The 23,301-nt window shown below is 31.3% G+C and carries 22 protein-coding genes and 1 pseudogene; 20 read left to right on the forward strand and 3 right to left on the reverse strand.

Features of this window, described 5'->3' with window-relative positions; translation table 11 throughout:
- Positions 1-89: 89 nt before the first annotated feature.
- Positions 90-1,036: pseudogene (locus tag KA909_RS04410) on the forward strand (IS30 family transposase).
- Positions 1,037-1,063: 27 nt separating this feature from the next.
- Here KA909_RS04410 and KA909_RS04415 read toward each other — a convergent pair.
- Positions 1,064-1,396 (reverse strand): SdpI family protein, encoded by a 333-nt coding sequence (locus KA909_RS04415; RefSeq protein ID WP_193838855.1) that lies wholly within the window; start codon positions 1,394-1,396, stop codon positions 1,064-1,066.
- Positions 1,397-1,594: 198 nt separating this feature from the next.
- Here KA909_RS04415 and KA909_RS04420 point away from each other — a divergent pair, with 198 nt between their 5' ends.
- Complete coding sequence (locus KA909_RS04420) at positions 1,595-2,737, forward strand: CapA family protein (RefSeq protein WP_210129991.1); 1,143 nt, start codon at positions 1,595-1,597, stop codon at positions 2,735-2,737.
- 195 nt (positions 2,738-2,932) lie between these two features.
- Here KA909_RS04420 and KA909_RS04425 read toward each other — a convergent pair whose 3' ends face one another.
- Positions 2,933-4,573 (reverse strand): alpha-keto acid decarboxylase family protein, encoded by a 1,641-nt coding sequence (locus KA909_RS04425; protein WP_193838857.1) that lies wholly within the window; start codon positions 4,571-4,573, stop codon positions 2,933-2,935.
- A 151-nt stretch (positions 4,574-4,724) separates the two neighbouring features.
- Between KA909_RS04425 and KA909_RS04430 the strand changes: the two genes are divergently transcribed.
- The gene (locus tag KA909_RS04430) at positions 4,725-5,171 is read left to right on the forward strand and encodes a MarR family winged helix-turn-helix transcriptional regulator (protein WP_053028986.1); all 447 of its coding nucleotides are present in this window, start codon (positions 4,725-4,727) and stop codon (positions 5,169-5,171) included.
- 49 nt (positions 5,172-5,220) lie between these two features.
- On the opposite strand, the gene KA909_RS04435 is transcribed toward KA909_RS04430, so the two are convergent.
- Positions 5,221-5,847 (reverse strand): FMN-dependent NADH-azoreductase, encoded by a 627-nt coding sequence (locus KA909_RS04435; RefSeq protein ID WP_053028984.1) that lies wholly within the window; start codon positions 5,845-5,847, stop codon positions 5,221-5,223.
- A 219-nt stretch (positions 5,848-6,066) separates the two neighbouring features.
- Here KA909_RS04435 and KA909_RS04440 point away from each other — a divergent pair, with 219 nt between their 5' ends.
- The 17 genes from KA909_RS04440 to wecB (KA909_RS04520) all read left to right on the forward strand — a co-directional run bounded on the left by KA909_RS04440 (position 6,067) and on the right by wecB (KA909_RS04520) (position 23,296).
- A complete protein-coding gene (locus KA909_RS04440) occupies positions 6,067-6,168 on the forward strand; it encodes an SE2200 family small protein (protein ID WP_016930637.1) in 102 nt (33 codons plus the stop codon).
- Between the two features lie 501 nt (positions 6,169-6,669).
- Positions 6,670-7,332 carry a Wzz/FepE/Etk N-terminal domain-containing protein gene (locus tag KA909_RS04445; RefSeq protein WP_210129992.1) on the forward strand — a complete coding sequence of 221 codons (663 nt, stop codon included), beginning with the start codon at positions 6,670-6,672 and terminating at the stop codon, positions 7,330-7,332.
- Between the two features lie 13 nt (positions 7,333-7,345).
- The gene (locus KA909_RS04450) at positions 7,346-8,050 is read left to right on the forward strand and encodes a polysaccharide biosynthesis tyrosine autokinase (protein ID WP_193838861.1); all 705 of its coding nucleotides are present in this window, start codon (positions 7,346-7,348) and stop codon (positions 8,048-8,050) included.
- Positions 8,043-8,810, forward strand: a complete 768-nt coding sequence (locus KA909_RS04455; RefSeq protein WP_193839946.1) for a tyrosine-protein phosphatase — start codon at positions 8,043-8,045, stop codon at positions 8,808-8,810. Before KA909_RS04450 ends, KA909_RS04455 begins: the two co-directional genes overlap by 8 nt.
- A 28-nt stretch (positions 8,811-8,838) precedes the next feature.
- Entirely contained in the window at positions 8,839-10,638 is a 1,800-nt protein-coding gene (locus tag KA909_RS04460) for a polysaccharide biosynthesis protein (RefSeq protein ID WP_210129993.1), read from the forward strand.
- A gap of 10 nt (positions 10,639-10,648) precedes the next feature.
- Positions 10,649-11,671: a nucleoside-diphosphate sugar epimerase/dehydratase gene (locus KA909_RS04465; RefSeq protein ID WP_193838863.1), complete on the forward strand. Its 1,023-nt coding sequence runs from the start codon at positions 10,649-10,651 to the stop codon at positions 11,669-11,671.
- A gap of 11 nt (positions 11,672-11,682) precedes the next feature.
- Complete coding sequence (locus tag KA909_RS04470) at positions 11,683-12,792, forward strand: polysaccharide biosynthesis C-terminal domain-containing protein (protein WP_193838864.1); 1,110 nt, start codon at positions 11,683-11,685, stop codon at positions 12,790-12,792.
- 4 nt (positions 12,793-12,796) lie between these two features.
- Positions 12,797-13,924 carry a non-hydrolyzing UDP-N-acetylglucosamine 2-epimerase gene (gene wecB, locus KA909_RS04475; protein WP_193838865.1) on the forward strand — a complete coding sequence of 376 codons (1,128 nt, stop codon included), beginning with the start codon at positions 12,797-12,799 and terminating at the stop codon, positions 13,922-13,924.
- Complete coding sequence (locus KA909_RS04480) at positions 13,921-14,544, forward strand: CatB-related O-acetyltransferase (RefSeq protein WP_193838866.1); 624 nt, start codon at positions 13,921-13,923, stop codon at positions 14,542-14,544. The genes wecB (KA909_RS04475) and KA909_RS04480 overlap by 4 nt, the downstream gene beginning before the upstream one ends.
- Positions 14,545-14,554: 10 nt before the next feature.
- Positions 14,555-15,667 carry a glycosyltransferase gene (locus KA909_RS04485; RefSeq protein WP_193838867.1) on the forward strand — a complete coding sequence of 371 codons (1,113 nt, stop codon included), beginning with the start codon at positions 14,555-14,557 and terminating at the stop codon, positions 15,665-15,667.
- Positions 15,668-15,683: 16 nt separating this feature from the next.
- Positions 15,684-16,865, forward strand: coding sequence for a polysaccharide biosynthesis protein (locus KA909_RS04490; protein WP_193838868.1), 1,182 nt, complete (start codon positions 15,684-15,686; stop codon positions 16,863-16,865).
- Positions 16,866-16,870: 5 nt separating this feature from the next.
- On the forward strand, positions 16,871-18,133 hold the full coding sequence (locus tag KA909_RS04495; RefSeq protein WP_210129994.1) for an O-antigen polymerase: 1,263 nt from the start codon (positions 16,871-16,873) through the stop codon (positions 18,131-18,133).
- Positions 18,134-18,141: 8 nt separating this feature from the next.
- Entirely contained in the window at positions 18,142-19,350 is a 1,209-nt protein-coding gene (locus KA909_RS04500) for a glycosyltransferase family 4 protein (protein ID WP_193838870.1), read from the forward strand.
- 1 nt (position 19,351) lies between these two features.
- Positions 19,352-19,909 carry a sugar transferase gene (locus KA909_RS04505; protein ID WP_193838871.1) on the forward strand — a complete coding sequence of 186 codons (558 nt, stop codon included), beginning with the start codon at positions 19,352-19,354 and terminating at the stop codon, positions 19,907-19,909.
- The gene (locus tag KA909_RS04510) at positions 19,909-20,778 is read left to right on the forward strand and encodes an NAD-dependent epimerase/dehydratase family protein (RefSeq protein ID WP_193838872.1); all 870 of its coding nucleotides are present in this window, start codon (positions 19,909-19,911) and stop codon (positions 20,776-20,778) included. The genes KA909_RS04505 and KA909_RS04510 overlap by 1 nt, the downstream gene beginning before the upstream one ends.
- 63 nt (positions 20,779-20,841) lie before the next feature.
- On the forward strand, positions 20,842-22,113 hold the full coding sequence (locus KA909_RS04515) for a nucleotide sugar dehydrogenase (RefSeq protein ID WP_193838873.1): 1,272 nt from the start codon (positions 20,842-20,844) through the stop codon (positions 22,111-22,113).
- Between the two features lie 43 nt (positions 22,114-22,156).
- Entirely contained in the window at positions 22,157-23,296 is a 1,140-nt protein-coding gene (gene wecB / locus KA909_RS04520) for a non-hydrolyzing UDP-N-acetylglucosamine 2-epimerase (RefSeq protein ID WP_193838874.1), read from the forward strand.
- Positions 23,297-23,301 lie beyond the last annotated feature (5 nt).

Consider the following 23,301-nt stretch of genomic DNA (forward strand, 5'->3'; position numbering starts at 1 on the left):
ACACTAATAAAATTCCATAAAAAGGCCCATGATTGGCACTTTATTGTAAGATGTTAATAACCACAAAAACACATACAAGGGGTGCCAATATGAGCTACATTCATCTTACAATAACTGAGCGTGCAAGTATAGAGATTCTTAGGAAAGAAAATTATTCTTTAAGAGCTATTGCCAAACGGTTAAACCGTTCGGTTTCTACCATTTCTCGCGAAATTAAAAGAAATAAATCCATTCATAATTATGTTGCTGAAACAGCTCAAACTAATTATGAAACTCGAAAAAAGAATTGTGGTCGTCCTTCCAAATTAACAAATGAACTGATTAATACAATTATCCATCATCTAAAATTACATTGGTCACCTGAACAAATTGTTGGAAGATTACTTCAAAAAAAGGTTTGTTTTAAAACAATTTATAGATGGATTAATGCCAATTCATTTACGTTAGATTTGTTTCCTTATTTAAGACAAAAAGGCAAGAGACAACGACCTAAAGAAACCCGGGGTCGTTTCAACATTGGTAAATCAATATCTCAACGTCCTAAGGATATTAAAAAACGCAATACTTTTGGCCATTGGGAGGCAGATACAGTTGTTTCAAGCCGAGGAAAAGTAAAGGCTGTCTGGCTACTTTCGTAGAAAGAAAATCTCGCTATTACATTAGTTTTCTAATGCCTGATCGCTCTTCTAAATCAATGGAAGTAGCTATAAAACAACTTATTTCATCTTTGCCTAACAACGCTGTAAAAACGATTACTGTAGATCGTGGTAAAGAGTTTTCATGTTACAAAAATATTGAATCTCAATTTGAGATCGATATTTATTTTGCTGAACCATATTCTGCTTGGCAGCGTGGAACTAATGAAAATTCTAATGGATTACTTAGAGAATTTTTCCCTAAGAAAACAGACTTATCAAAGGTAACTCAAGAAGAGTTGGATTATGCTTTAAACTCTATTAACCATCGTCCTAGAAAGTGTCTTAATTGGAAGACGTCTTATGAAATTTTAAATTCTGAGTTGTTGCACTTAAATTGACAACTCAACGTATATTAAAAAATTAAACTAAAAATCCTTCTCGACTTTCCAATAGATGATGAATAAATACCATACCATTACTACCAACTCTATGCCTAAACCGGCCATAATGATTAAATCATTGTTTCTCACTATACCTACAATTTCAATCACGAGTCCGATAATTCCAAACAATATGATTACCCATAAGTATTTTAGAGAATAGATGCCATATTGTTTTTGTGCTTTAATCCAATTACGATCATTGGCCATGGATTTCTTTGTTCGATAACCGTACCAACCGTTGCGCTCGGTAGGTGGGTGGCATTTAAAGATGTAACCAAAGCACCCCATAATGATGCTTAGTGGTAATAATATCATGTTATAACTCCCTATAATAATTAATAAAAATATACAATTAAATGATATATTAAACTATTTTCTTATTCAAATTGCATCGAAATAAGTAATCTACTAAAATTAAATAAAAACTATGATTATAAAGCGTTATACAATTTATTTAAAGATGTTCTGAATATAAAAGACATTATAATGCTTCAATGAAAGAGGGCACGTATTGTGGTTAAATATTATGTCAGCTGTATAATATTATTTTTTACTTTTACTATCCTTTGTGGCATGACGTTAGCCGAAGATGTGACTGATGAGGCGTCAGTGGTTGCAGTCGGAGATAATTTAATACATCCCGTTGTGTATAATGATGCGATGCAACAAGATGGCACGTTTAATTTTAAACCTATGTATTCACACATTAAGCAGGACATACAAGCACCTGATCTTGCGTTTATTAATCAAGAATCTCCTTTAGGTGGTGATGATCGCCCATTTTCTGGATTTAAGCACTTTAATACACCAAGCCAAATTGCGCAAGATGTCGTCGCAACAGGCTTTGATATGGTCAATGGTGCCAATAATCATGCCTTAGATCAAGGTGATGAAGGGGTCTTAAACCATCTTAAGGCTTGGAAACCATTTGAAGATCATGTTTTATTTACAGGTATTTTTAATTCGGAAAAGTACGCTCAAACGATACCAGTCATGACTGTAAATGGCATTAAGGTGAGTTTACTAAGTTATACATACGGTACGAATGATATGAACTCAAAATATCCTTATACAGTTAAAACGTTCGATGAAAAGACGATTAAACGAGAAGTAAGAAAAGCTAAACAACAAAGTGATGTCGTGATGGTGTCGGCCCATTGGGGGTTAGAGAATCATCATGAGCCAAATCGTACACAAAGGAAATATGCGCAATTATTTGCGAATGAAGGCGTAGATGTCGTAATAGGCACGCACCCCCATGTCATACAACCGATTGAGTGGGTAAAGAGTCAACATGGACATCATCAAACATTGGTTGCGTATTCATTAGGTAATTTTCTGAATGGACAAGATACTGGAAATGAACATAATCAATTATTAGGAAGATTGAATTTTGATATCGTTAAAGCGCCTAAAGGTGCACGCATAGAACATGTGAAGTGGACAAGTATGGTCAATCACTATCAGCAGTGGGATGAAACCGATAAAGACACGAGACATGATTTTGAAGTGTACAACTTAGATGATTATAATGAGGATTTAGCGCAACAACATGGTTTGAGACACGACAATAAAAGTCAATGGAATCTTAAACATCTCCAAGATATAACGAAAGATGTCATTGATTCCGACTATTTAGATGAAAAGAGTATATAAATAAAGCTATACACAAACAAGAGAGTGGGACAGAATTCTTTTAAATTCGTCGTCCCACCCCCGCAAGGATGACTAGAACTGAGAAAAGCCTGATTTAAGTGCCTTCTCAGTTCAGTCAGCTACTGCGAATTTGCAAAATAGCATTATTATATTATTTATGTCCCAGCCTGTTGTTGTTTAGCAGAAGCAATATTTTTATTTATTTTGTGCTGCAAAGGCTTTTGAAATGTCGCGAAGTTTGGCTGGTGCGTCATCCCATTTCATTGTAACTTCAGTGAAGTGTAATTGCTCTGGTGCAGCGTTAATGGCGTCAAAGACGTTCTGTAAATCATTAGAAGTCTTCACGTCATGCACAGCAACGTTATCGCCACCAAATACTTTCGGTAGCGCTTTATAATCCCACATACGGATATCATTGTATGTTTCTTCCATACCGTGGATTAAGCGTTCTACTGTATAACCATCGTTATTAATCACGAAGATAATCGGTTTGATATCTTGGCGAATCATCGTAGATAATTCTTGAACTGTAAGTTGTAATGAGCCATCCCCGATTAATAAGATGTTACGGCGATTTGGATCAGCCATTTGCGTACCTAAAGTAGCTGGTAGTGTGTAACCGATAGACCCCCATAATGGTTGTCCGATGAATGTCATATCTTTCGGTAAAGCTAAATCATACGCACCGAAGAATGATGTACCTTGTTCAGCTAATAAGACATCATCATCTTTAATAAAGTGTTGCATCATGTCAAAGTAAGTTGCTTGCGTTAAGATATCATCTGATAAAGTCATTTCATTTGTTGCTTCCTTTTCAAAAGGAGGGAATGTACCCTCATATCGATAATCAATTGTATTCAAGCCGTCGATTAAGCGAGGTAGCGTTACGTCTTCAGCAGTTGTTTCGTTCAGCTTGAAGTTATGGTGATTAAGCATAACGACGTCATCAATATCAAATTCATAAGAGAAACCGGCTGTAGCTGAGTCAGTCAATTTAGCTCCAATATTTAAAATTGCGTCGCTGTTATCGACATAATCTTTAATTTGCTCTTCTGCAATTTTGCCATCGTAAATACCAATATAATATGGATTCTCTTCGTTAAAAGCACCTTTACCTAGCGATAATTGAACGACTGGAATCTGTGTTCGATTAACAAATTGCTCAAGTGCCTCGTGTAAATGGAAACTATTAATTTCATGACCTGTAATAATGACGGGTTGTGATGCAGAACGTAATTTTTCTGCAACCATATCTATATAGCGCTCAACGTTCACGTCTGGTACTGGTGTCACATCAAATGATGATTCCACCTCAATTTCAGTCATTGCAACATCAATAGGAAGATGAATGTGCACTGGGCGGCGTTCATGAATAGCAGCATTGATGACTCTAGGAATTTCAGTTGTAGCATTCTCAGCAGTAATGTACGCTTGTGCAGTCGTAATATGTTCAAACATCTTCTGATAGCTATCGAAACGACCTTCACCTAATGAGTGATGCACATATTTACCAGCTTGTTCTACTGCTTGTGTTGGTGCACCTGTAATCGCAATAACAGGGACACGTTCAGCATACGAACCTGCAATTCCGTTAACCGCACTTAATTCACCCACACCAAATGTCGTAACAAGCACGCCTAGTCCATTGATACGTGCATAGCCATCCGCAGCATAACTCCCATTAAGTTCATTAGTTGTGCCAACCCATTCCACACCGTCATGACGCACGATGTCATCTAGAAATGCTAGGTTGAAATCGCCAGGAACACCAAATATTTTATCGACACCTGCACGATGTACTGCATCCATTAAGTATTGTCCTACACGTTGTTTCATATTCATTCCACCTTTATTTATAAATTAGAATACACTTACAATATAAATACATTAAATAATAAAGTCAATCATGTTGACCTTTTTTCGACTGTTTTTTGAAAATTGATTATAATGTGGGTAATCATTCACAAATGGAAAAGGAAAGAAGCTTATGGATAGTAATAAAAATGATTATGAACATATGTTATTTTACTTCGCATATAAGACATTTATAAAAACGGCAGATGAAATTATTGAAAAATATGACATGAGCCGTCAACACCATCGCTTTTTATTCTTCATTAATAAATTGCCTGGTATTACCATTAAACAATTATTGAAAACACTTGAAATTTCTAAACAGGGATCACATGCGACGTTGCGCAAATTAAAAGAAGAAGGGCTTATTGTCGAACAAACATCTGAAGAAGATCGACGCGTGAAACAATTATTCCCAACACCTAAAGGAAGTAAGTTAGTGGATAAATTAAATAAAGCGCAAAATGAATTAATGCAACGTACATTTCAAAACGTGGGCCATGATTGGTATGACATCATGGAAGAATTGTCAAATTACAGAGAAGGTTTTCAAGATATTCAGCATTTGAAAGATGAGTAAGAAATAGGCATTGCGTAGTCGTTTACGCAATGCCTTTTAATAAGGTTTATTAGAAAGTTTTACCCATTTCTTGTGCTTCGGCAATTGAAGCGGCTTTGATTTCTTCTGTTCTTTCCGGTTGTGCATTGTGACCTTCAATAATGACATTTTCGTATGAAGGGACACCTAAGAAAGTCATGATGGTTCTTAAGTAACGGTCACCACTTTCAACATCAGCAGCTGGACCTTCTGAGTAGAAGCCACCACGTGATTGAATGTGTAATACTTTTTTATCTGTTAAAAGACCTTGAGGACCTTCAGCAGTGTATTTGAAAGTTTTACCTGCAATTGAAATCGCATCAATGTATGCTTTTAATACAGGAGGGAATGAAAGATTCCACATTGGTGAAACGAACACATATTTATCCGCAGAAAGGAATTCTTCTAAGATTTCGCTGAAACGATCTACTTTTTGTTGTTCTTCTTTAGTAAGATCGTCACCATTTCTTAATTTACCCCAACCAGTTAATACATCTTTATCAATCACTGGAATATCTTCTTTGAATAAATCAATATGTTTTACTTCATCACTAGCGTGATTTTCTTTGTATGATTCAATAAATGCTTTACCAGCAGCCATAGAATTAGAAGCTAATTCATCTAATGGATGTGCTGTAATGTATAATAATTTTGCCACAGTCGTGCACCTCTAATAAATTTATTTCGAAATCGATATAATTAATATATTAGATTTTCAAATTATTGCAATACTTTTGATAAAAAATCAGACCAATGGTGTATAAGATAGTGAAACGTGACTTTAAAAATGAACGATTTTAAGTGTATAATATAGGTAAATTTAGATTTAAATATTTAAGAAATCTAATAAATGTAGAACCTTAAAGGAGTGACAGACATGAAGGGATTATTAATTACAGTAGTTTTAGGCGTAGCTGCATATGTTGGTTTCAAAAAATACCAAAACAAAGTAAACGAAATGCCAAATATTGAATATTAATCTTTAAGGGGGGCGGGACAGAAATTAGCATAATTTCATTGTCCCGCCTCTTTTTTGTGTATATTGTTGTGAAATTAGAAGACCTTTAATGATGTATTAAATATAAGTTTTTTAAAATATAAAATAATTTATCTCAAGTGGACATATAATGACTGTTCAATATTATATAATGTACGGATAAAGAATTCTGAATCATGGTATCGGAATTGAGGTAACACTGACCCAAATAATTAGAAAAAAACTACACATTGCGTATTGATGTAGTTTATTTTATGCGCATTTACATGATATTTACATAAACTTAAACATATATTCGAAGTAATATTCTATGATGAAGTGTAATGGTTTTGTTAATTGTAAAAAATATGTTTTGTCAAGTTGAAGAAAAACAAAATTAATTCACAATTACAAAGAATAATATTAATTATATTTTAAAATTTTGTTGTAAAAACCATGTTAAAAATATAAAATTAATATCGAAATTAGAATTTGGAGGTTGTCATGGAAAATACATTAGATTTATCGAAATTTATGAACGCTATTAAGAAAAATTGGAAGCTAATTGTTCTATTACCAATCATATTAATGCTAATTAGTTTATTAGTAACAGTGTTTTTAATGAAACCTAAATATGAAGCAAATACGCAAGTGCTAGTTAATCATAAGGAGAAAAATAATGAGTATATGGCACAAGAAGTACAAAGTAACTTACAATTAGTTAATACATACGCCGAAATTTTAAAAAGCCCACGTATTATTGATGATGTAGCAAAAAAAGATTCAAAATATTCAGCATCACAAATAAAGAATATGTTAAATGTTGCAAGTCAGTCTGACTCACAAATCTTAACAATCAACGTTGAAAATGGTAGTAAGAATGACGCTGAAAGAGTAGCAAATGAAGTGGCTCAAATTTTTAGGAAAGATATGCCTAAGATAATGAATGTTGATAATGTGTCAATTTTATCTAAAGCTGATGGAACTGCTACTAAAGTTTCGCCAAATTTAATTCAAAATTTAGCAATTGGATTAGTTCTTGGACTTATTTTGGCATTGGTAATTGTAGTCTTTAAGGAATTGTTTGATAGAAGAATTAGAACGGAAGAAGATGTAAAACGTGAATTAAATATACCGGTTTTAGGTACAATTCAAAAATTGAAATAGGAGTAAATGAGATATGGCTAAAAAAAATGAGAAACGTAAAAAGCTACAAACACCTTTATTTGTTGAAGACAAACCTAAATCAATTGTGAGCGAAAAAGTGAGAGGGATTCGATCTAATATAATGTTTTCTGGTGTTGAAGAAATTAGGGGTATTATAGTTACCTCTGAGAAACCAGCAGCTGGTAAAAGTATAGTATCAGCTAATATTGCTATTACTTATGCGCAGGCAGGATATAAAACATTGATTATTGATGGTGACATGAGAAAGCCGACGCAACATTATCACTTTGAAACAACTAATTATGACGGATTATCAAATTTAATTATTGGAAAATCGGATTTTGATAAAGCGATTAGAAGTACAAGAATTAATAATTTAGATTTACTAACATCTGGTCCAATTCCACCAAATCCATCAGAATTAATAGCATCGACTAATTTTACTAATATACTAGATAAGTTATTTAGTATATATGACTTTATATTAATCGATACGCCACCAGTTATATCAGTGACGGATGCGCAAGTTTATTTAAGAAATGTAGATGACTGTGTACTTGTAATTGATACTGAACATAATAATAAAAACGAAATTAAAAAAGCAAAACGATTAATTGAACAAGCAGATGGACATCTTTTAGGTGCAATTCTAAATAAAACGCCTAAAGAAAAATCATCAACTTATTATTATTATGGAGATGATGAAAGTAATGATTGATATACATAATCATGTACTGGTAAATGTAGACGATGGACCAAAGACGAAAGAAGATATGCTAAATCTTCTTAAGCAAGGACAAAGTGAAGGAGTTACAGAGATTATCGTAACTCCACATCACTTAAGTCCTCAATTTGATAATAACTACGAGAAAGTTAATGAGAAGTTACAACAAATTATAGACTTAGATGAAGTCAAAGAATTGGGAATTACGCTTCTTCCAGGTCAAGAAATAAGAATAAGCGATCAAGTTTTACCGCAACTAAGAAAAGGCGAAGCTATTGGTTTGAATCATTCTAGATATTTATTGATTGAATTTCCATCTAGAGGGGTTCCTCACTATGCGAATCGTCTTTTCTTTGAATTGCAATCAGAAGGATACATACCAATCATTGCGCATCCAGAGAGAAATAAGGAAATTAGTCAAAATTTAGATGTGCTCTATAATTTAATCAATCAGGGTGCACTTGCTCAATTAACATCATCTTCATTACAAGGAATTCAAGGCAAAAAAATACAAAAAATTTCTATTCAAATGATTGAAAATAATTTGGTACATTTTATTGCATCAGACGCTCATCATGAATCTCAAAGGCCATTCATAATGAAAAGCTTATACAATAACAAAAAATTAAAAAAATATGAAAAAAGCATAGAAAATTTGATTAATAACGCTAAGTACATTGTTAATGATGAGGATGTAATAAAGAAACAACCAACTCAAAATTACAATGATAGAAAATTGTTTGGATTGTTTTAAAAGGAAAGTAAGTTAGGGGGATAGACGTGTGGACAAGTTAAGTGCAAGAGGACGTCTTCTAATATTAATTATAATAGATTCACTTATTGTAGCTTTTTCAGTTTTTATTTGTTACAACATTTTAGAACCTTTTTTTGAGGGGTATTCAAGGAATCTTTTAATTGTTAATTCAATTGTATTACTGATTTCGCATCATGTCTTTGCATACATATTTAATCTTTATCATCGTGCTTGGGAGTACGCTAGTGTTAATGAACTTCTATTAATCGTAGAGTCGGTTACATGTTCAATTATCGCAACGATGATTTTAGTTCCAATCTTTACTGCACATCCACCGTTTTTCAGATTATATTTAATAACTTGGATGATGCATTTGATTCTTATAGGTGGTTCAAGAATTTCATGGAGAGTTGCTAGAGGATTTGTCGTAGGGAAAAAACAAAAGAAAAAACCAACGCTAATTGTAGGTGCAGGTCGTGGTGGCTCATTATTAATTCGCCAAATGTTAAGAAGCCCTGAAATGGGGCTTGAACCAGTACTAGTTGTTGATGACGATCCACAAAAGAAAAAATTGACTATTGCTGAGGGCGTCAAAGTACAAGGTTCTATTGATGATATTCCAAATTTAGTTAATAAATATAGAATTAAGCGTATTATCATTGCCATACCTACGCTTAAACCAGATCGGCTTAAAGAGATAAATAATATTTGTAATAGTACTGGAATCGAGTTATTCAAAATGCCAAGTATTGAACAAGTTCTTGCGGGTGAATTGGAAGTTAATCAATTAAAACGTGTAGAAGTTGAAGATTTACTAGGACGAGAACCAGTTGAATTAGATATGGCCATGATTTCTAAAGAACTTACGCATAAAACAATTATGATTACTGGTGCAGGTGGGTCAATTGGCTCTGAAATATGTAGACAAGTATGTAAATTTGAACCAGAACGTATACTATTACTGGGCCACGGTGAAAATAGTATTTATCTTATTCACCAAGAATTAAATGCGATTTACAAGGATAAAATAGAAATTATACCTATTATAGCTGATGTACAAAATGGAGAACGTATTCAAGAAATCATGGATGAATATAAACCATATGCGGTATACCATGCTGCGGCACATAAACATGTGCCATTAATGGAATATAATCCAATAGAAGCATTTAGAAATAATGTATTAGGTACTAGAAATGTTGCTACAGCAGCTAAAAATGCAGGTGTGAGAAAATTTGTAATGGTATCAACAGATAAAGCTGTAAATCCACCGAATGTGATGGGTGCATCTAAGCGTGTAGCTGAAATGGTAGTACAAAGTCTTAATGATGAAAATAGTAAAATAGATTTTGTAGCTGTTCGTTTTGGTAACGTATTAGGTTCACGCGGTTCAGTAATTCCATTATTCAAGAAGCAAATCGAAGCGGGAGGTCCTGTAACTGTTACGCATCCTGACATGACTAGATATTTCATGACAATTCCGGAAGCTTCAAGATTAGTACTTCAAGCTGGTGCGCTAGCCAAAGGCGGAGAAGTATTTGTGCTAGATATGGGTGAACCAGTGAAGATTGTGGATTTAGCGCGTAACTTAATTCGCTTAAGCGGTAAAACTGAGGATGAAATTCAAATTAAGTTTAGTGGCATACGTCCTGGTGAAAAAATGTATGAAGAACTACTTAATGAAAATGAGATTCATCCAGAACAAGTTTATGAAAAAATTTATCGTGGTAAGGTAAAGGATTTCTCAAAAGAAGAAGTAGATGCAATTATCGAAGATTTAGGTAATGACTTTGATAAAGACAAAATACTTAAGATTGCTAATGAATAGGAGAGTTAATATGTTTAAAGATAAAGTGTTGTTAATTACAGGTGGAACAGGATCATTCGGTAATGCAGTTATGGAAAGATTCCTAGACACTGATATTAAAGAAATTAGAGTGTTTTCAAGAGATGAAAAAAAACAAGACGACATGAGAAAAAAATATAGCAATCCTAAATTGAAGTTTTACATTGGAGACGTTAGAGACTCACATAGTGTTGAAACAGCAATGAGGGAAGTTGATTATGTCTTTCATGCAGCGGCTTTAAAACAAGTGCCATCTTGTGAATTTTTCCCAATGGAAGCAGTTAAAACAAATGTTATTGGAACTGAGAACGTCTTACAAAATGCAATCAGAAATAACGTAAAAAAAGTGATTTGCTTATCTACTGATAAAGCTGCGTATCCAATCAATGCAATGGGTATTTCTAAATCTATGATGGAGAAAGTATTTGTTGCGAAATCAAGAAACGTTGATAGTGATCAAACATTAATTTGCGGGACTAGATATGGCAACGTTATGGCATCTAGAGGTTCTGTAATTCCTTTATTCATTGATAAAATCAAGGCAGGAGAGCCTTTGACTGTAACTGACCCAAATATGACGCGTTTTTTAATGAGTTTAGAAGAAGCGGTTGAGTTAGTAGTTCATGCATTCAAGCATGCTCAAACTGGTGATATTATGGTTCAAAAAGCACCAAGTTCAAAAGTCGGTGATTTAGCTGAAGCGCTTTTACAATTATTTGAGGCGGATAATGAAATAAAAATTATTGGCACGAGACATGGTGAAAAACAAGCAGAAACATTATTAACTAGAGAAGAATATGCGCAATGTGAAGACATGGGTGATTATTTCCGAGTGCCTGCAGACTCACGTGACTTAAACTATAGTAATTACTATGAAGATGGTAACGAAAAAATCACAGAAGCGTATGAGTACAATTCTGATAACACAAACATATTAACTGTTGAAGAAATCAAAGAAAAGTTACTTTCTTTAGAATATGTGAGAACTGAATTAAATAATTATAAACAGGGTTAGGAGAATTTACATTGAAAATTGTTATAACTGGTTCAAACGGATTCGTAGGGAAAAACTTAAAAGAAGATTTAAAAGCTACTACAGATAATGAAATCCTTGAAGTTAATAGACAAACTACGGCAGAAGATATGGAAAAATATTTATTAGAAGCTGATTCAGTTGTTCATTTAGCAGGTATAAATAGACCAAAAAATGAAGAAGAGTTTAAAGAAGGCAACGTAGACTTTCTAAGTAAAGTATTGAATATTTTAAAAGAGAATACTAATAAACCAACCATTATATTGTCGTCATCAATTCAAGCTGAAAATGATAATCCATATGGCAATAGCAAGCGTGAAGGCGAGAAAGTACTTGAACAATTCGCTAAGGATAATGGTAATAAAGTGTTAATTTATCGTTTGCCTAATTTGTTTGGTAAATGGTGTAAACCAAATTATAATTCAGTAATTGCAACGTTTTGCCATAAAATCGCTCGAAATGAAGAAATACAAGTTAATGATGAAAATGTAGTTCTTAAATTAAATTATATTGACGATGTAATCAAAGAATTTAAAAATGCAATTTTAGATCAACCTAATATTGAAAATGGTGAACCAAAAGTTCCAAACGTGTATGAAAAGAAATTAGGAACAATTGCTAATTTATTATATCAATTTAAGGAAATTCCTAACGATAAATCTTTACCGAATATCGAAGACCAATTTGAACATGCATTGCATAGTACCTATCTCAGCTATCTACCTGAAGAAAGCTTTAGCTATCCACTAAAAATGAACGTTGACAATAGAGGATCATTTACAGAGATATTTAAGACCATAGATAGAGGACAAGTCTCAGTAAATATTTCAAAACCAGGAATTGTCAAAGGGAATCATTGGCACCATACTAAAAATGAAAAATTCTTAGTTGTTTCTGGTACTGGCGTTATACGTTTTAGAAAAGTAGGACATGATGAAGTGATAGAATATCATGTTTCAGGTGAAAAGTTAGAAGTTGTTGATATACCAGTAGGCTATACTCATAATATTGAAAATTTAGGTGACACAGATATGGTTACTATTATGTGGGTAAATGAAATCTTTGATCCTAATAATCCAGACACATACTTTTTGGAGGTCTAATTAAATGGAAAAATTAAAATTAATGACAATTGTAGGTACAAGACCAGAAATAATTCGCTTATCTGCAACTATAAAAGCGTGTGATAAATATTTTAATCAAGTGCTCGTTCATACAGGACAGAACTATGATTACACATTGAATCAAGTGTTCTTTGAAGATTTAGAATTAAGAGAGCCAGATCATTATTTAGAGGCCGTTGGTAATCACTTAGGTGAAACGATGGGGAATATTTTAGCAAAATCTTACGAAGTATTGGCAGAAGAACAACCAGATGCACTTTTAATTCTTGGTGACACGAATAGTTGTTTAGCGGCTGTTTCTGCTAAAAGACTTAAAATTCCGGTGTTCCATATGGAGGCTGGTAATAGATGTTTCGATCAGAATGTGCCTGAAGAAATAAACCGCAAGATTGTGGACCATGTCAGTGATGTGAATTTACCGTACACAGAACATAGTAGACGTTATTTGTTAGATGAAGGTTTCCAAAAACAAAACATCTTCGTTACTGGTTCTCCTATGAAAGAAGTCTTAGACGAATATGCATATAAAATAGGCGAAAGTAATATTTTAGAAAAATTAGAATTAAAACCTCAAAATTATATATTAGTTTCAGCGCATCGTGAAGAAAATATTGATAACGAAACAAACTTCTTATCACTTATGAATGCAATTAATGATATAGCAGAAAAATATCAAATCCCAGTAATCTATTCAACGCATCCAAGAAGTTGGAAGAAAATTGAAGAAAGAAACTTTAAATTCCATCCTTTAGTAAAACAGTTAAAACCATTCGGCTTCTTTGATTACAATGCACTACAAAAAAATGCATTTGTAGTTTTATCTGATAGCGGAACATTGTCTGAAGAGTCTTCAATCTTAAAATTCCCAGGTGTATTAATTCGTACCTCAACAGAAAGACCAGAAGTATTAGATAAAGGTACAGTCATTGTGGGTGGAATTTCATATGATAATCTTGTGCAATCAGTGGAGTTAGCTAAAGCTATGCAAGAAAATGATGAGCCAATGATTGATGCAATTGATTATAAAGATACGAATGTTTCAACTAAAGTTGTGAAAATTATCCAAAGCTACAAAGATATTATCAATCGCAATACTTGGAGAAAATCATGATTAAACAATTAACAGGTTTGTTAAAATCTTCATCTTCAAAAGAAAAAAATATTAGAGTGAATAAACTAGCTTATGTGAAAAATTCAAATTTTAAAGGAAATAATTATGTAGATAGGTTTTGCAAAATAAGAAATTCTAATATTGGAGAGTATAGTTATATTGGATTTAGTAGTGATTTTAATAATGTAGAGATTGGAAATTATTGTTCTATCTCTTCAAATGTAAAAATAGGATTAGGAAAACATCCAGTCAATCATTTCAGTAGTTCGCCAGTATTCTATTCTAATAACAACCCTTTTGGTATTAGAGAAGCATATTCTTCATTTGATGAAAATCCTAAAATGACAATAATTGGACATGATGTCTGGATTGGTGCGAATGTAATTATTATGGATGGTGTGGAAATAGGAACTGGGGCGGTTATAGCAGCAGGTGCGGTTGTTACCAAAAATGTTTCTCCTTATGAAGTTGTAGGCGGTGTTCCCGCAAAAACTATTAAGAAGAGATTTGATGAAACAACTATTTCACAATTATTAAGTAGCAAATGGTGGGAAATGAGCCCTAAAACATTGAAATCAAAAAACTTTTCTCTAAATAATTTAAAAGTTTCAAAAGAATAGGAAGAGATTAATGAAAATTTTAAATATAGTATCTAGTAATATTGTTCAAGATCCAAGAATTCTAAAACAAATGGAAACAATAAAAAGCATTACTAATACACATTTAATGTTAGGTATGAACAATAAAAACGTTACTAAGGAACGTTTGGAAAAATTAGATTTCCAATATAAATTACTTGGCGAAAGAAATGAAAATAGTTCAATCTTTAGCAAATTGTTAAAGCGCATTAATTTTGCAAGAGGCGTAATAAGACAAATTAAGAGATATAAACCAGATGTGATTCATGCTAATGACTTTGATGTTCTATTGATGGTTTATCTAAGTGGATATAAAAAGGCAAACATTATTTTTGATGCTCATGAGATTTATGCCAAGAACGCTTTTATTAACAAATATGGCATTATTTCTAAAATAGTAGAAATAATGGAAAAACATATTATTGATAAAAGAGTTAATTCATTTATAACTGTTAGTCATGCAGCAAAATCTTATTATCTAGAGAAAGGTTACAAAAAAACACCTTATGTAATAACAAATGCACCAATATTAGACGAATCAATCAAATTATCTAATGATAAATCGGCTAATGAAGTTGTTTATCAAGGACAAATTGTAGCAGATCGTGGTTATGAGGAATTTGTAAAAGCATCCAAAATACAAAATAATAAAAAAGTTAATTATATAGTTAGAGGATTCGGACCACTTGAAAACGATTTAAAAGACTTAATAAAATCTATAGACGCAAATGTGAGAATTGATGAGCCTGTGGAAGTAACTGAACTTGTGAAAAAATTGAGCGAGAGTGATATTGGAGTTGTACTTACTAAACCAGTATCAATCAATTTTGAGTATACTGTTTCAAATAAAATATTTGAATGTATCCATGCTGGCTTACCAGTGATTTTATCACCAGTTAAAGAACATCACTTTTTAAATGATAAATATAATTTCGGTATTGTTATTGATGAAGTTACATCTAAAAACATTGCAGACGCAGTCAATAATCTGTCAGATGATAAGAGGTTATATGACGAATTGCGCGAAAATGCTATTAAGGCAGCTAAAACACTTAATTGGCAAAATGAAAGTAAGAAATTAATAGATTTATATCGAAATAAGTAGATATAGTGGTGACAAAATGAGCAAATCTAAAGATTTTATATATAGTATTATGTCAAATGTTTTATTGATGGTATTGATGCAATTATTTTTAATACCTTTGTTTTCAAAAATGCACTCATCAAAAGAATTTGGGGAGTTTATCTTAGTACTTACATTAGTAAATATTATTTCTCCAATTTTAGGGAACTCTCTTAACAATATCAGATTAATTAATAAAAATAATGTGAATTTAGTAGAAAGTAGATATATATTTACCATTATATTAGGAGTAATACTATCTATAATAATTACATTTATTTATTCTTGGAAACAACAATTTTCACATATTAATTCAATTTATGCTAGTTTATGGGCCGGCATGCTATTAATCAGAAGTTATCTATTTGTTTATTATAGAATTGATTTTCGATTTAAATCCTTACTAAATATAAGTATTATGGCGAGTATTGTCATGCTAATTGGTGGAATTTTGATGTATTACTCAGAACTATCGATTTTCATAGTTTTATTCATCAGTGAATTTGTAATGTCTATATTAATGATTTTTGATTATAAAGATAAATTTTACGACATGAAACTTAGATGGCTTAGTGTAAAAGAATTTAAAAGTTATGTCGAGCTTATCTGTGCTAATTCAGTTTTAAATTTAATAAATTATTCTGATAGAATATTGATTGGTCTATTTATAGGAACATTGTATGTTCCACTATTTTTTATAGCTACCACTATAGGTAAAGTTTCAAATATGTTAATAAATCCAATTGTCACTGTTTTACTAAGTTACGAAGTTGATAATGATCATAATGATGATAGTGCAAGATTGGGGAAAACTTTTAAGCTTATTATTTTAGTTTCAGTAGTTATTTCAATCATAATCTCAATAATTTCATGGATTTTCATATTCATTTTCTACAATGGATATTTAAATCAAGTTAAGGGGATAATATTTTTGGCTAACTTGGGAGTAATTCTGATGTCAAGCTCAGCTATTTTACAATTGAAATTAGTAGCTAATAGTTTATTTAAACAAAATTTAATAATTAACATAGTTACATTGATTATTATATTTCTATTAAGTTTAATGTTAACTAAAATTTTTAACATATATGGTTATGCTATAGCGCTAATTATTGCGGCAATATTTAAACACTTTGCTGTATATAATAGAGTTTTAAAAGTAATTTCAAGTGAAGGGTGAACTTAATGATTATATTTTTATTTACTCTAATTGCATTATTATATGGACTGTTTTTGTTTCGATCTAATTTTAAATTTATCAGTCTGTTTTTTGTTGCAACATTCAGTGTGAGCTTTTTACTCCCTGTTATAGTTGACAAACCATTTAATTTTAATATTTTTGTTGATAGAGATAGTTTTAGCTATGTAAATAAATTATACTTTTTAGCTTTAATGATATTTGTAATAGCAAACTTTATAACGCAAAATATAAAATTTAATTTTAGACCCCAAAATTTTACTTTACTAAAAAATTATAATATCAAAAAAATATATCCAGTTTATATAGTTGCTACAATTTTAGTCATTCTATTAACAGGACTTAACATCATTTCAAGCGGTTCAACATCGACACTTGAAAGTAATTCCATAGTGAAAATGTTACAAGGCTCTGTTTTAATGGGTTATTTATATCTTTCCTATCTATATTTTTATAATACTCAAAATAAAAAAGATATGTACAAAGGAATAATTTTTGTTTTAATTAGTTTAATTCTTGTAGCTATTTTTATATTTGGAAGACGAATCCTTTTATATCCAACTATAGCAATAATAGTATTATACATATATAAGAGAGGGAAAATACCTAGTTTAACTAAATTATTAACTATCGCTCTTTCAACAATCCTTGTTATTTTGCCTTTGATGATGAGTATTAGAACTTTTGGAATAAAAAATGGATTTATTAACTTTAAAGATATTTTATTTGGAGACTTTCATAAATACCTTGATTATTTAGTTCTAGGTACAGATGTAAATTATTCGTACTCAATGGCCAATATTGTTACAAATTATCATGTGCAAATAAGCTTATTAACTTTATTGAAACCAATTTTAATATTTATACCTAGAAGCATATGGCCAGATAAACCTGGAGCGTTATCTGAAGAAATCGTAAAGCAACTAAATTTGCCATTCAATGAAGGAATGTCGATTCCACCTGGATTCGTAGGTGAAGCATATGTGTATTTAGGAGTATTTGGAATAGTTTTAGCTAGCGTAATATTTGGAGTTTTATGTGGATTAGCTGATCAGTATAGTATAAGTCTTAGAAATAATGAAAAGGGTATTTACAGTATTAGATTGATATTAATAACGTTAATTTCTATCCAATTAATTATGGGATCAATAAGAGGAGATACAGCCACTAATATTCAAGAAGCTTGCTATTTATTTATTCCATTAGCATTTATGATGTGGATTTCTAAGTTTAAAATAAAAATAAATTAGGTGAAAGTATGAAAAATAAAAAATTATTAATACTTTGTCAATATTTTTATCCTGAATATGTATCTTCAGCCACTTTGCCTACTCAAATGGCTGAAGATTTAGTGAATAGGGGAATGAAGGTAGACGTTATCAGTGGTTGGCCTTATGAATATAGCAATGAAAAAATTGTTCAAAAAAAGACAACATATAAAGGAATCAATATACAAAGATTAAAATATACAAAATTCAATAATAAATCTAAGATAGGGCGTATTTGTAACTTCTTTTCTTTATTCTTAATGTTTATATTTAAAATGCCAAAAATGTTGAAGTACGATCATATATTAGTTTACTCTAATCCACCAATATTACCTTTAATACCAGATGTTTTACACCGGTTATTTAAGAAAAAGTATTCATTTGTGGTATATGACATAGCTCCCGATAATGCATTGAAAACAGGTGCAACAAACCCTGGTAGTATTATTGATAGGTTAATGAAATTTATTAATAAGCGAGTTTATAGAAGTGCTGAAAATGTTATTGTTTTGGGGACTGAAATGAAAAATTATTTACTACAAAATGAAATTTCAGGCAACCCAGGAAATATTTATGTTATTCCAAATTGGTATACTGAATCAGAAGACGACAAAGTATATAATCCTGAGTTTCGCAAATTAAGAGAACAATATGACAAGATATTATTATATAGCGGAAATATGGGGCAATTACAAGACATGGATACAATTATTGATTTCCTCAAATTGAATAAGGAAAATAATAAGACTTTAACAATATTATGTGGACATGGTAAGAAATATCAAAATGTGAAACAAACAATTGAGAACTTTAACATTCCTAATGTTAAAATTTATGAATTTTTAACTGGAACTGATTATACAGATGTATTAAAAATAGCTGATGCATGTTTCGCTTCACTAATTCAAGAAGGTGTAGGACTAGGAGTTCCAAGTAAAAATTATGGGTACTTAGCGAATAAGAAACCGCTTATTTTAATAATGGATAAACAATCCGACATAGTAAAACATGTTGAAGAGTATAACGCAGGTATTCAAATTAATAATGGAGCTGCTTTAGAGATTCAAAATTTTGTAGATAATCATTCAAAAGAAAATTTACAAAAACTAGGACAAAATGCTTATCAATTATTTAAAGATAAATATACAAGAGCACGTAATACTGAAAAATACTATGAACTATTGAATGGAGGTCATTAATATGAAAAGAGCTTTCGACATTTTTTGTGCAGTTTATGGACTCATTGTAGCTGGGCCTTTTCTATTAATTGTAAGTTTATTAATTAAATTAGAATCACCTGGACCAGCGATATTTAAACAGAAGCGACCTACATTAAATAATAAGTTATTCAATATTTATAAATTCAGATCAATGAAGATGGATACACCAAATGTAGCAACTGATTTAATGGACCCAGCTGATTTTATAACTAAAACTGGAAAAATTATTAGAAAAACATCAATTGATGAGTTACCTCAATTAATTAACGTTTTAAAAGGTGACATGTCAATTGTAGGTCCTAGACCGGCACTTTATAATCAATATGAATTGATTGAAAAAAGAACAAAGGTAAATGTGCATACGATAAGACCGGGTGTAACAGGTTTAGCGCAAGTTATGGGTAGAGACAATAACACTGATGATCAAAAAGTAATGTATGACAAATATTATTTAGAAAACCAATCGTTTAAATTAGATATGTACATTATCTATAAAACAGTCATTAATACGATTTCTTCAGAAGGTGTGTCACACTAATGAATAAAAACATTATAATTACTGGAACGAATGGTTACGTTGGAAGCCATTTAGCAGAAAGTTTAGAACGAAATGGGAATACAATACAAAGATTAAGCGTAAGAAATTCCCTTTGGAAAAATCTATCATTTAGTTCTGTAGATACAATAATCCACACAGCGGCGCTTGTACATAATAATGATCCAAGCGCAAAACTTGAAGATTATTTCAAAGTGAATACACACTTACCAATTGAATTAGCTAAAAAGGCTAAAGAAGATGGTGTTCATCAGTTTATTTTTATGAGTACCATGGCAGTTTATGGTAAAGATGGAGAAATGGAATATATTGATGAAATTAAAAATCCATCAGACATCCATCCTATTACAAATTATGGTATTTCCAAAGCGAAAGCTGAAGAAAAACTACTAAAAATGAATGATGAAGATTTTAAGATAGTGATTGTACGTCCACCAATGATTTATGGGGAAAATTCACCAGGTAATTTTTCTCGATTGAAAAATGTGGCTAAGATATTACCAGTTATACCAAAGATTAATAATAAGAGAAGTGCGCTATATATCAAGCATTTAGAAAGTTATATCAAACAGCTTATTGATAGAGATTACCAAGGTATATACCATCCTAAAGATAGCTTCAATTTTGATACAACTGAAGTAATTACAGAAATTCGTAATTCTCTAAAGAAAAAAACAATATTGTTCCCAATACCAAAATTTATTTATCCATATTTAAGTAAAGTGAAAATAATTTCAAAACTTTACGGGAATTTAATATATGGAAATGATTTATATTTATACGAAACTAAATTAGAGACAGAGCAACAAGATTTTAAAACAATAATTAATGACATCATGAATGATAGATAATACTTTTAGAAATATTTAAATGAAAATAACATATAAAAAATGCATTTAATGGAGGGTATTACATTGAAATTAACAGTAGTAGGATTAGGTTATATTGGGTTACCAACGTCAATTATGTTTGCTAAACACGGTGTAGATGTATTAGGTGTAGATATTAATCAAAAAACAATTGATAGTTTACAAAATGGTAAAGTAAATATTGAAGAACCGGGTTTGCAAGAAGTTTTTGAAGAAGTACTAGAACAAGGAAAATTAAAAGTATCTACATCACCTGCTGAAGCAGATGCATTCATTATTTCAGTTCCAACACCTAATAATGATGATGAATATGAATCATGCGATATTTCTATCGTATTAAGTGCTGTAAATAGTGTATTACCATATTTGAAAAAAGGTAATACGATTATAGTGGAATCTACAATCGCTCCACGAACTATGGACGATCATGTTAAACCTTTAATCGAAGAAAAAGGGTTCACTATTGGGGAAGATATCTATTTAGTACACTGTCCAGAACGTGTATTACCTGGGAAAATATTAGAAGAATTAGTATATAACAACCGAATTATTGGTGGTGTAACATCTAATTGTGTTGAAGCTGGTAAACGTGTATATAGCACTTTTGTGAAAGGGGAAATGATAGAAACTAATGCACGTACTGCTGAAATGAGTAAACTAATGGAAAATACGTACCGTGACTTAAACATTGCACTAGCTAATGAAATTACTAAAATTAGTAATAACTTGAACATCAATGTATTAGACGTTATCGAAATGGCAAATAAGCATCCACGTGTAAACATTCATTCACCAGGACCTGGAGTTGGAGGGCATTGTTTAGCAGTAGATCCTTATTTCATTATTGCTAAAGATCCAGAACATTCACCGTTGATTCAAACTGGGCGTAAAGTAAATCGTTCAATGCCAGAATATGTTGTTAAAAATGTAAAACGTATTTTATCTGATGTTGAAAATGCTAAAGTAGCTGTATTTGGATTAACTTATAAAGGTGATGTAGATGATATACGTGAATCACCAGCATTTGATATTTATAAATTACTACAAGATGAGCAATTAGAAGTAACAGCTTATGATCCGCATGTAGAATTAGATTTTGTAGAAAAAGATATTAAAAAGGCTACAGATAATGCATCACTTGTTTTAATACTTAGCGATCATTCAGAATTTAAAACATTTGATGACAGTGATTTTGAAAATATGAAAAATAAAATCATTTTTGATACAAAGAATATTGTTAAATCTGAATTTGATGAAGTATCTTACTTTAACTACGGTAATCTTTATAAAACAAAGGATATTGAGTTAGAGAAATAAGTAAATTGGCATTAATCATATTCAATTAATAAGGGGTATAAAAATGAAGAAAATAATGACTATTTTTGGTACTCGTCCCGAAGCAATAAAGATGGCACCTTTAGTTAAAGAGCTACAGAAGAATGCACATTTAGAACCCGTAGTTGTCATTACGGCACAACATAGAGAGATGCTTGACAGTGTTCTAAATATATTTAATGTAAAACCAGATCATGATTTAAATATTATGAAAGCAAATCAAACTCTAGCGGAACTTACTTCTAGAATTACAACAAAATTAGATGCAGTTATAAAAGAAGAACAACCAGATATGGTACTTGTTCATGGTGATACAACGTCTACGTTTGTAGGTGGTCTTACTGCTTTTTATAATCAAACACCAATTGGACATGTTGAAGCAGGGCTAAGAACTTGGAATAAATATTCTCCATTCCCTGAAGAAATGAATCGAGTTATGGTTGGAAATATGGCCGATTTAAATTTTGCGCCAACTGATAAAGCCGCAGATAATTTAAGAGAAGAAAATAAATCAGAGAATAGTATTGCAATAACAGGAAATACGGCGATTGATGCTATGAAAACAACAATAAAAGAAGACTACCATTCTAAAATACTTGAAAGACACAAAGATAAAAAAATCATTTTGTTAACTGCGCATAGAAGAGAAAACATTGGAGAACCGATGCACAATATTTTTAAAGCAGTTAAACAAATAGTGGATGAGTATGAAGATATAGTAGTTATTTACCCAATGCACAAAAATCCAAAAGTAAGAGAAATTGCTAATCAGTACTTGGAGAATAATCAGAGAATAGAATTGATTGAGCCACTCGATGTAATAGATTTCCATAACTTTGCAAATCAATCTCATTTAATTCTTACGGATTCAGGTGGTGTACAAGAAGAAGCACCATCTTTAGGTAAACCAGTATTAGTTTTAAGAGATACAACGGAGAGACCTGAAGGTGTAAGTGCAGGTACATTAAAAGTAGTAGGTACAACATACGAATCAATATTTAATGAAACGAAAACACTATTAGATGATCATGATGAATATGTGAAAATGAGTAAAGCTAGTAACCCTTACGGTGATGGCGAAGCTTCAAGACGTATTTGTGAAAATATAGAATATTATTTTGGTATCCGAGGAGAAAAGCCAGAATCATTTAAAGTTGATGTCTAATAATT

Source organism: Staphylococcus sp. GDX8P54P (genome assembly GCF_017893165.1).
GTDB classification, from domain to species: Bacteria; Bacillota; Bacilli; order Staphylococcales; family Staphylococcaceae; genus Staphylococcus; species Staphylococcus borealis.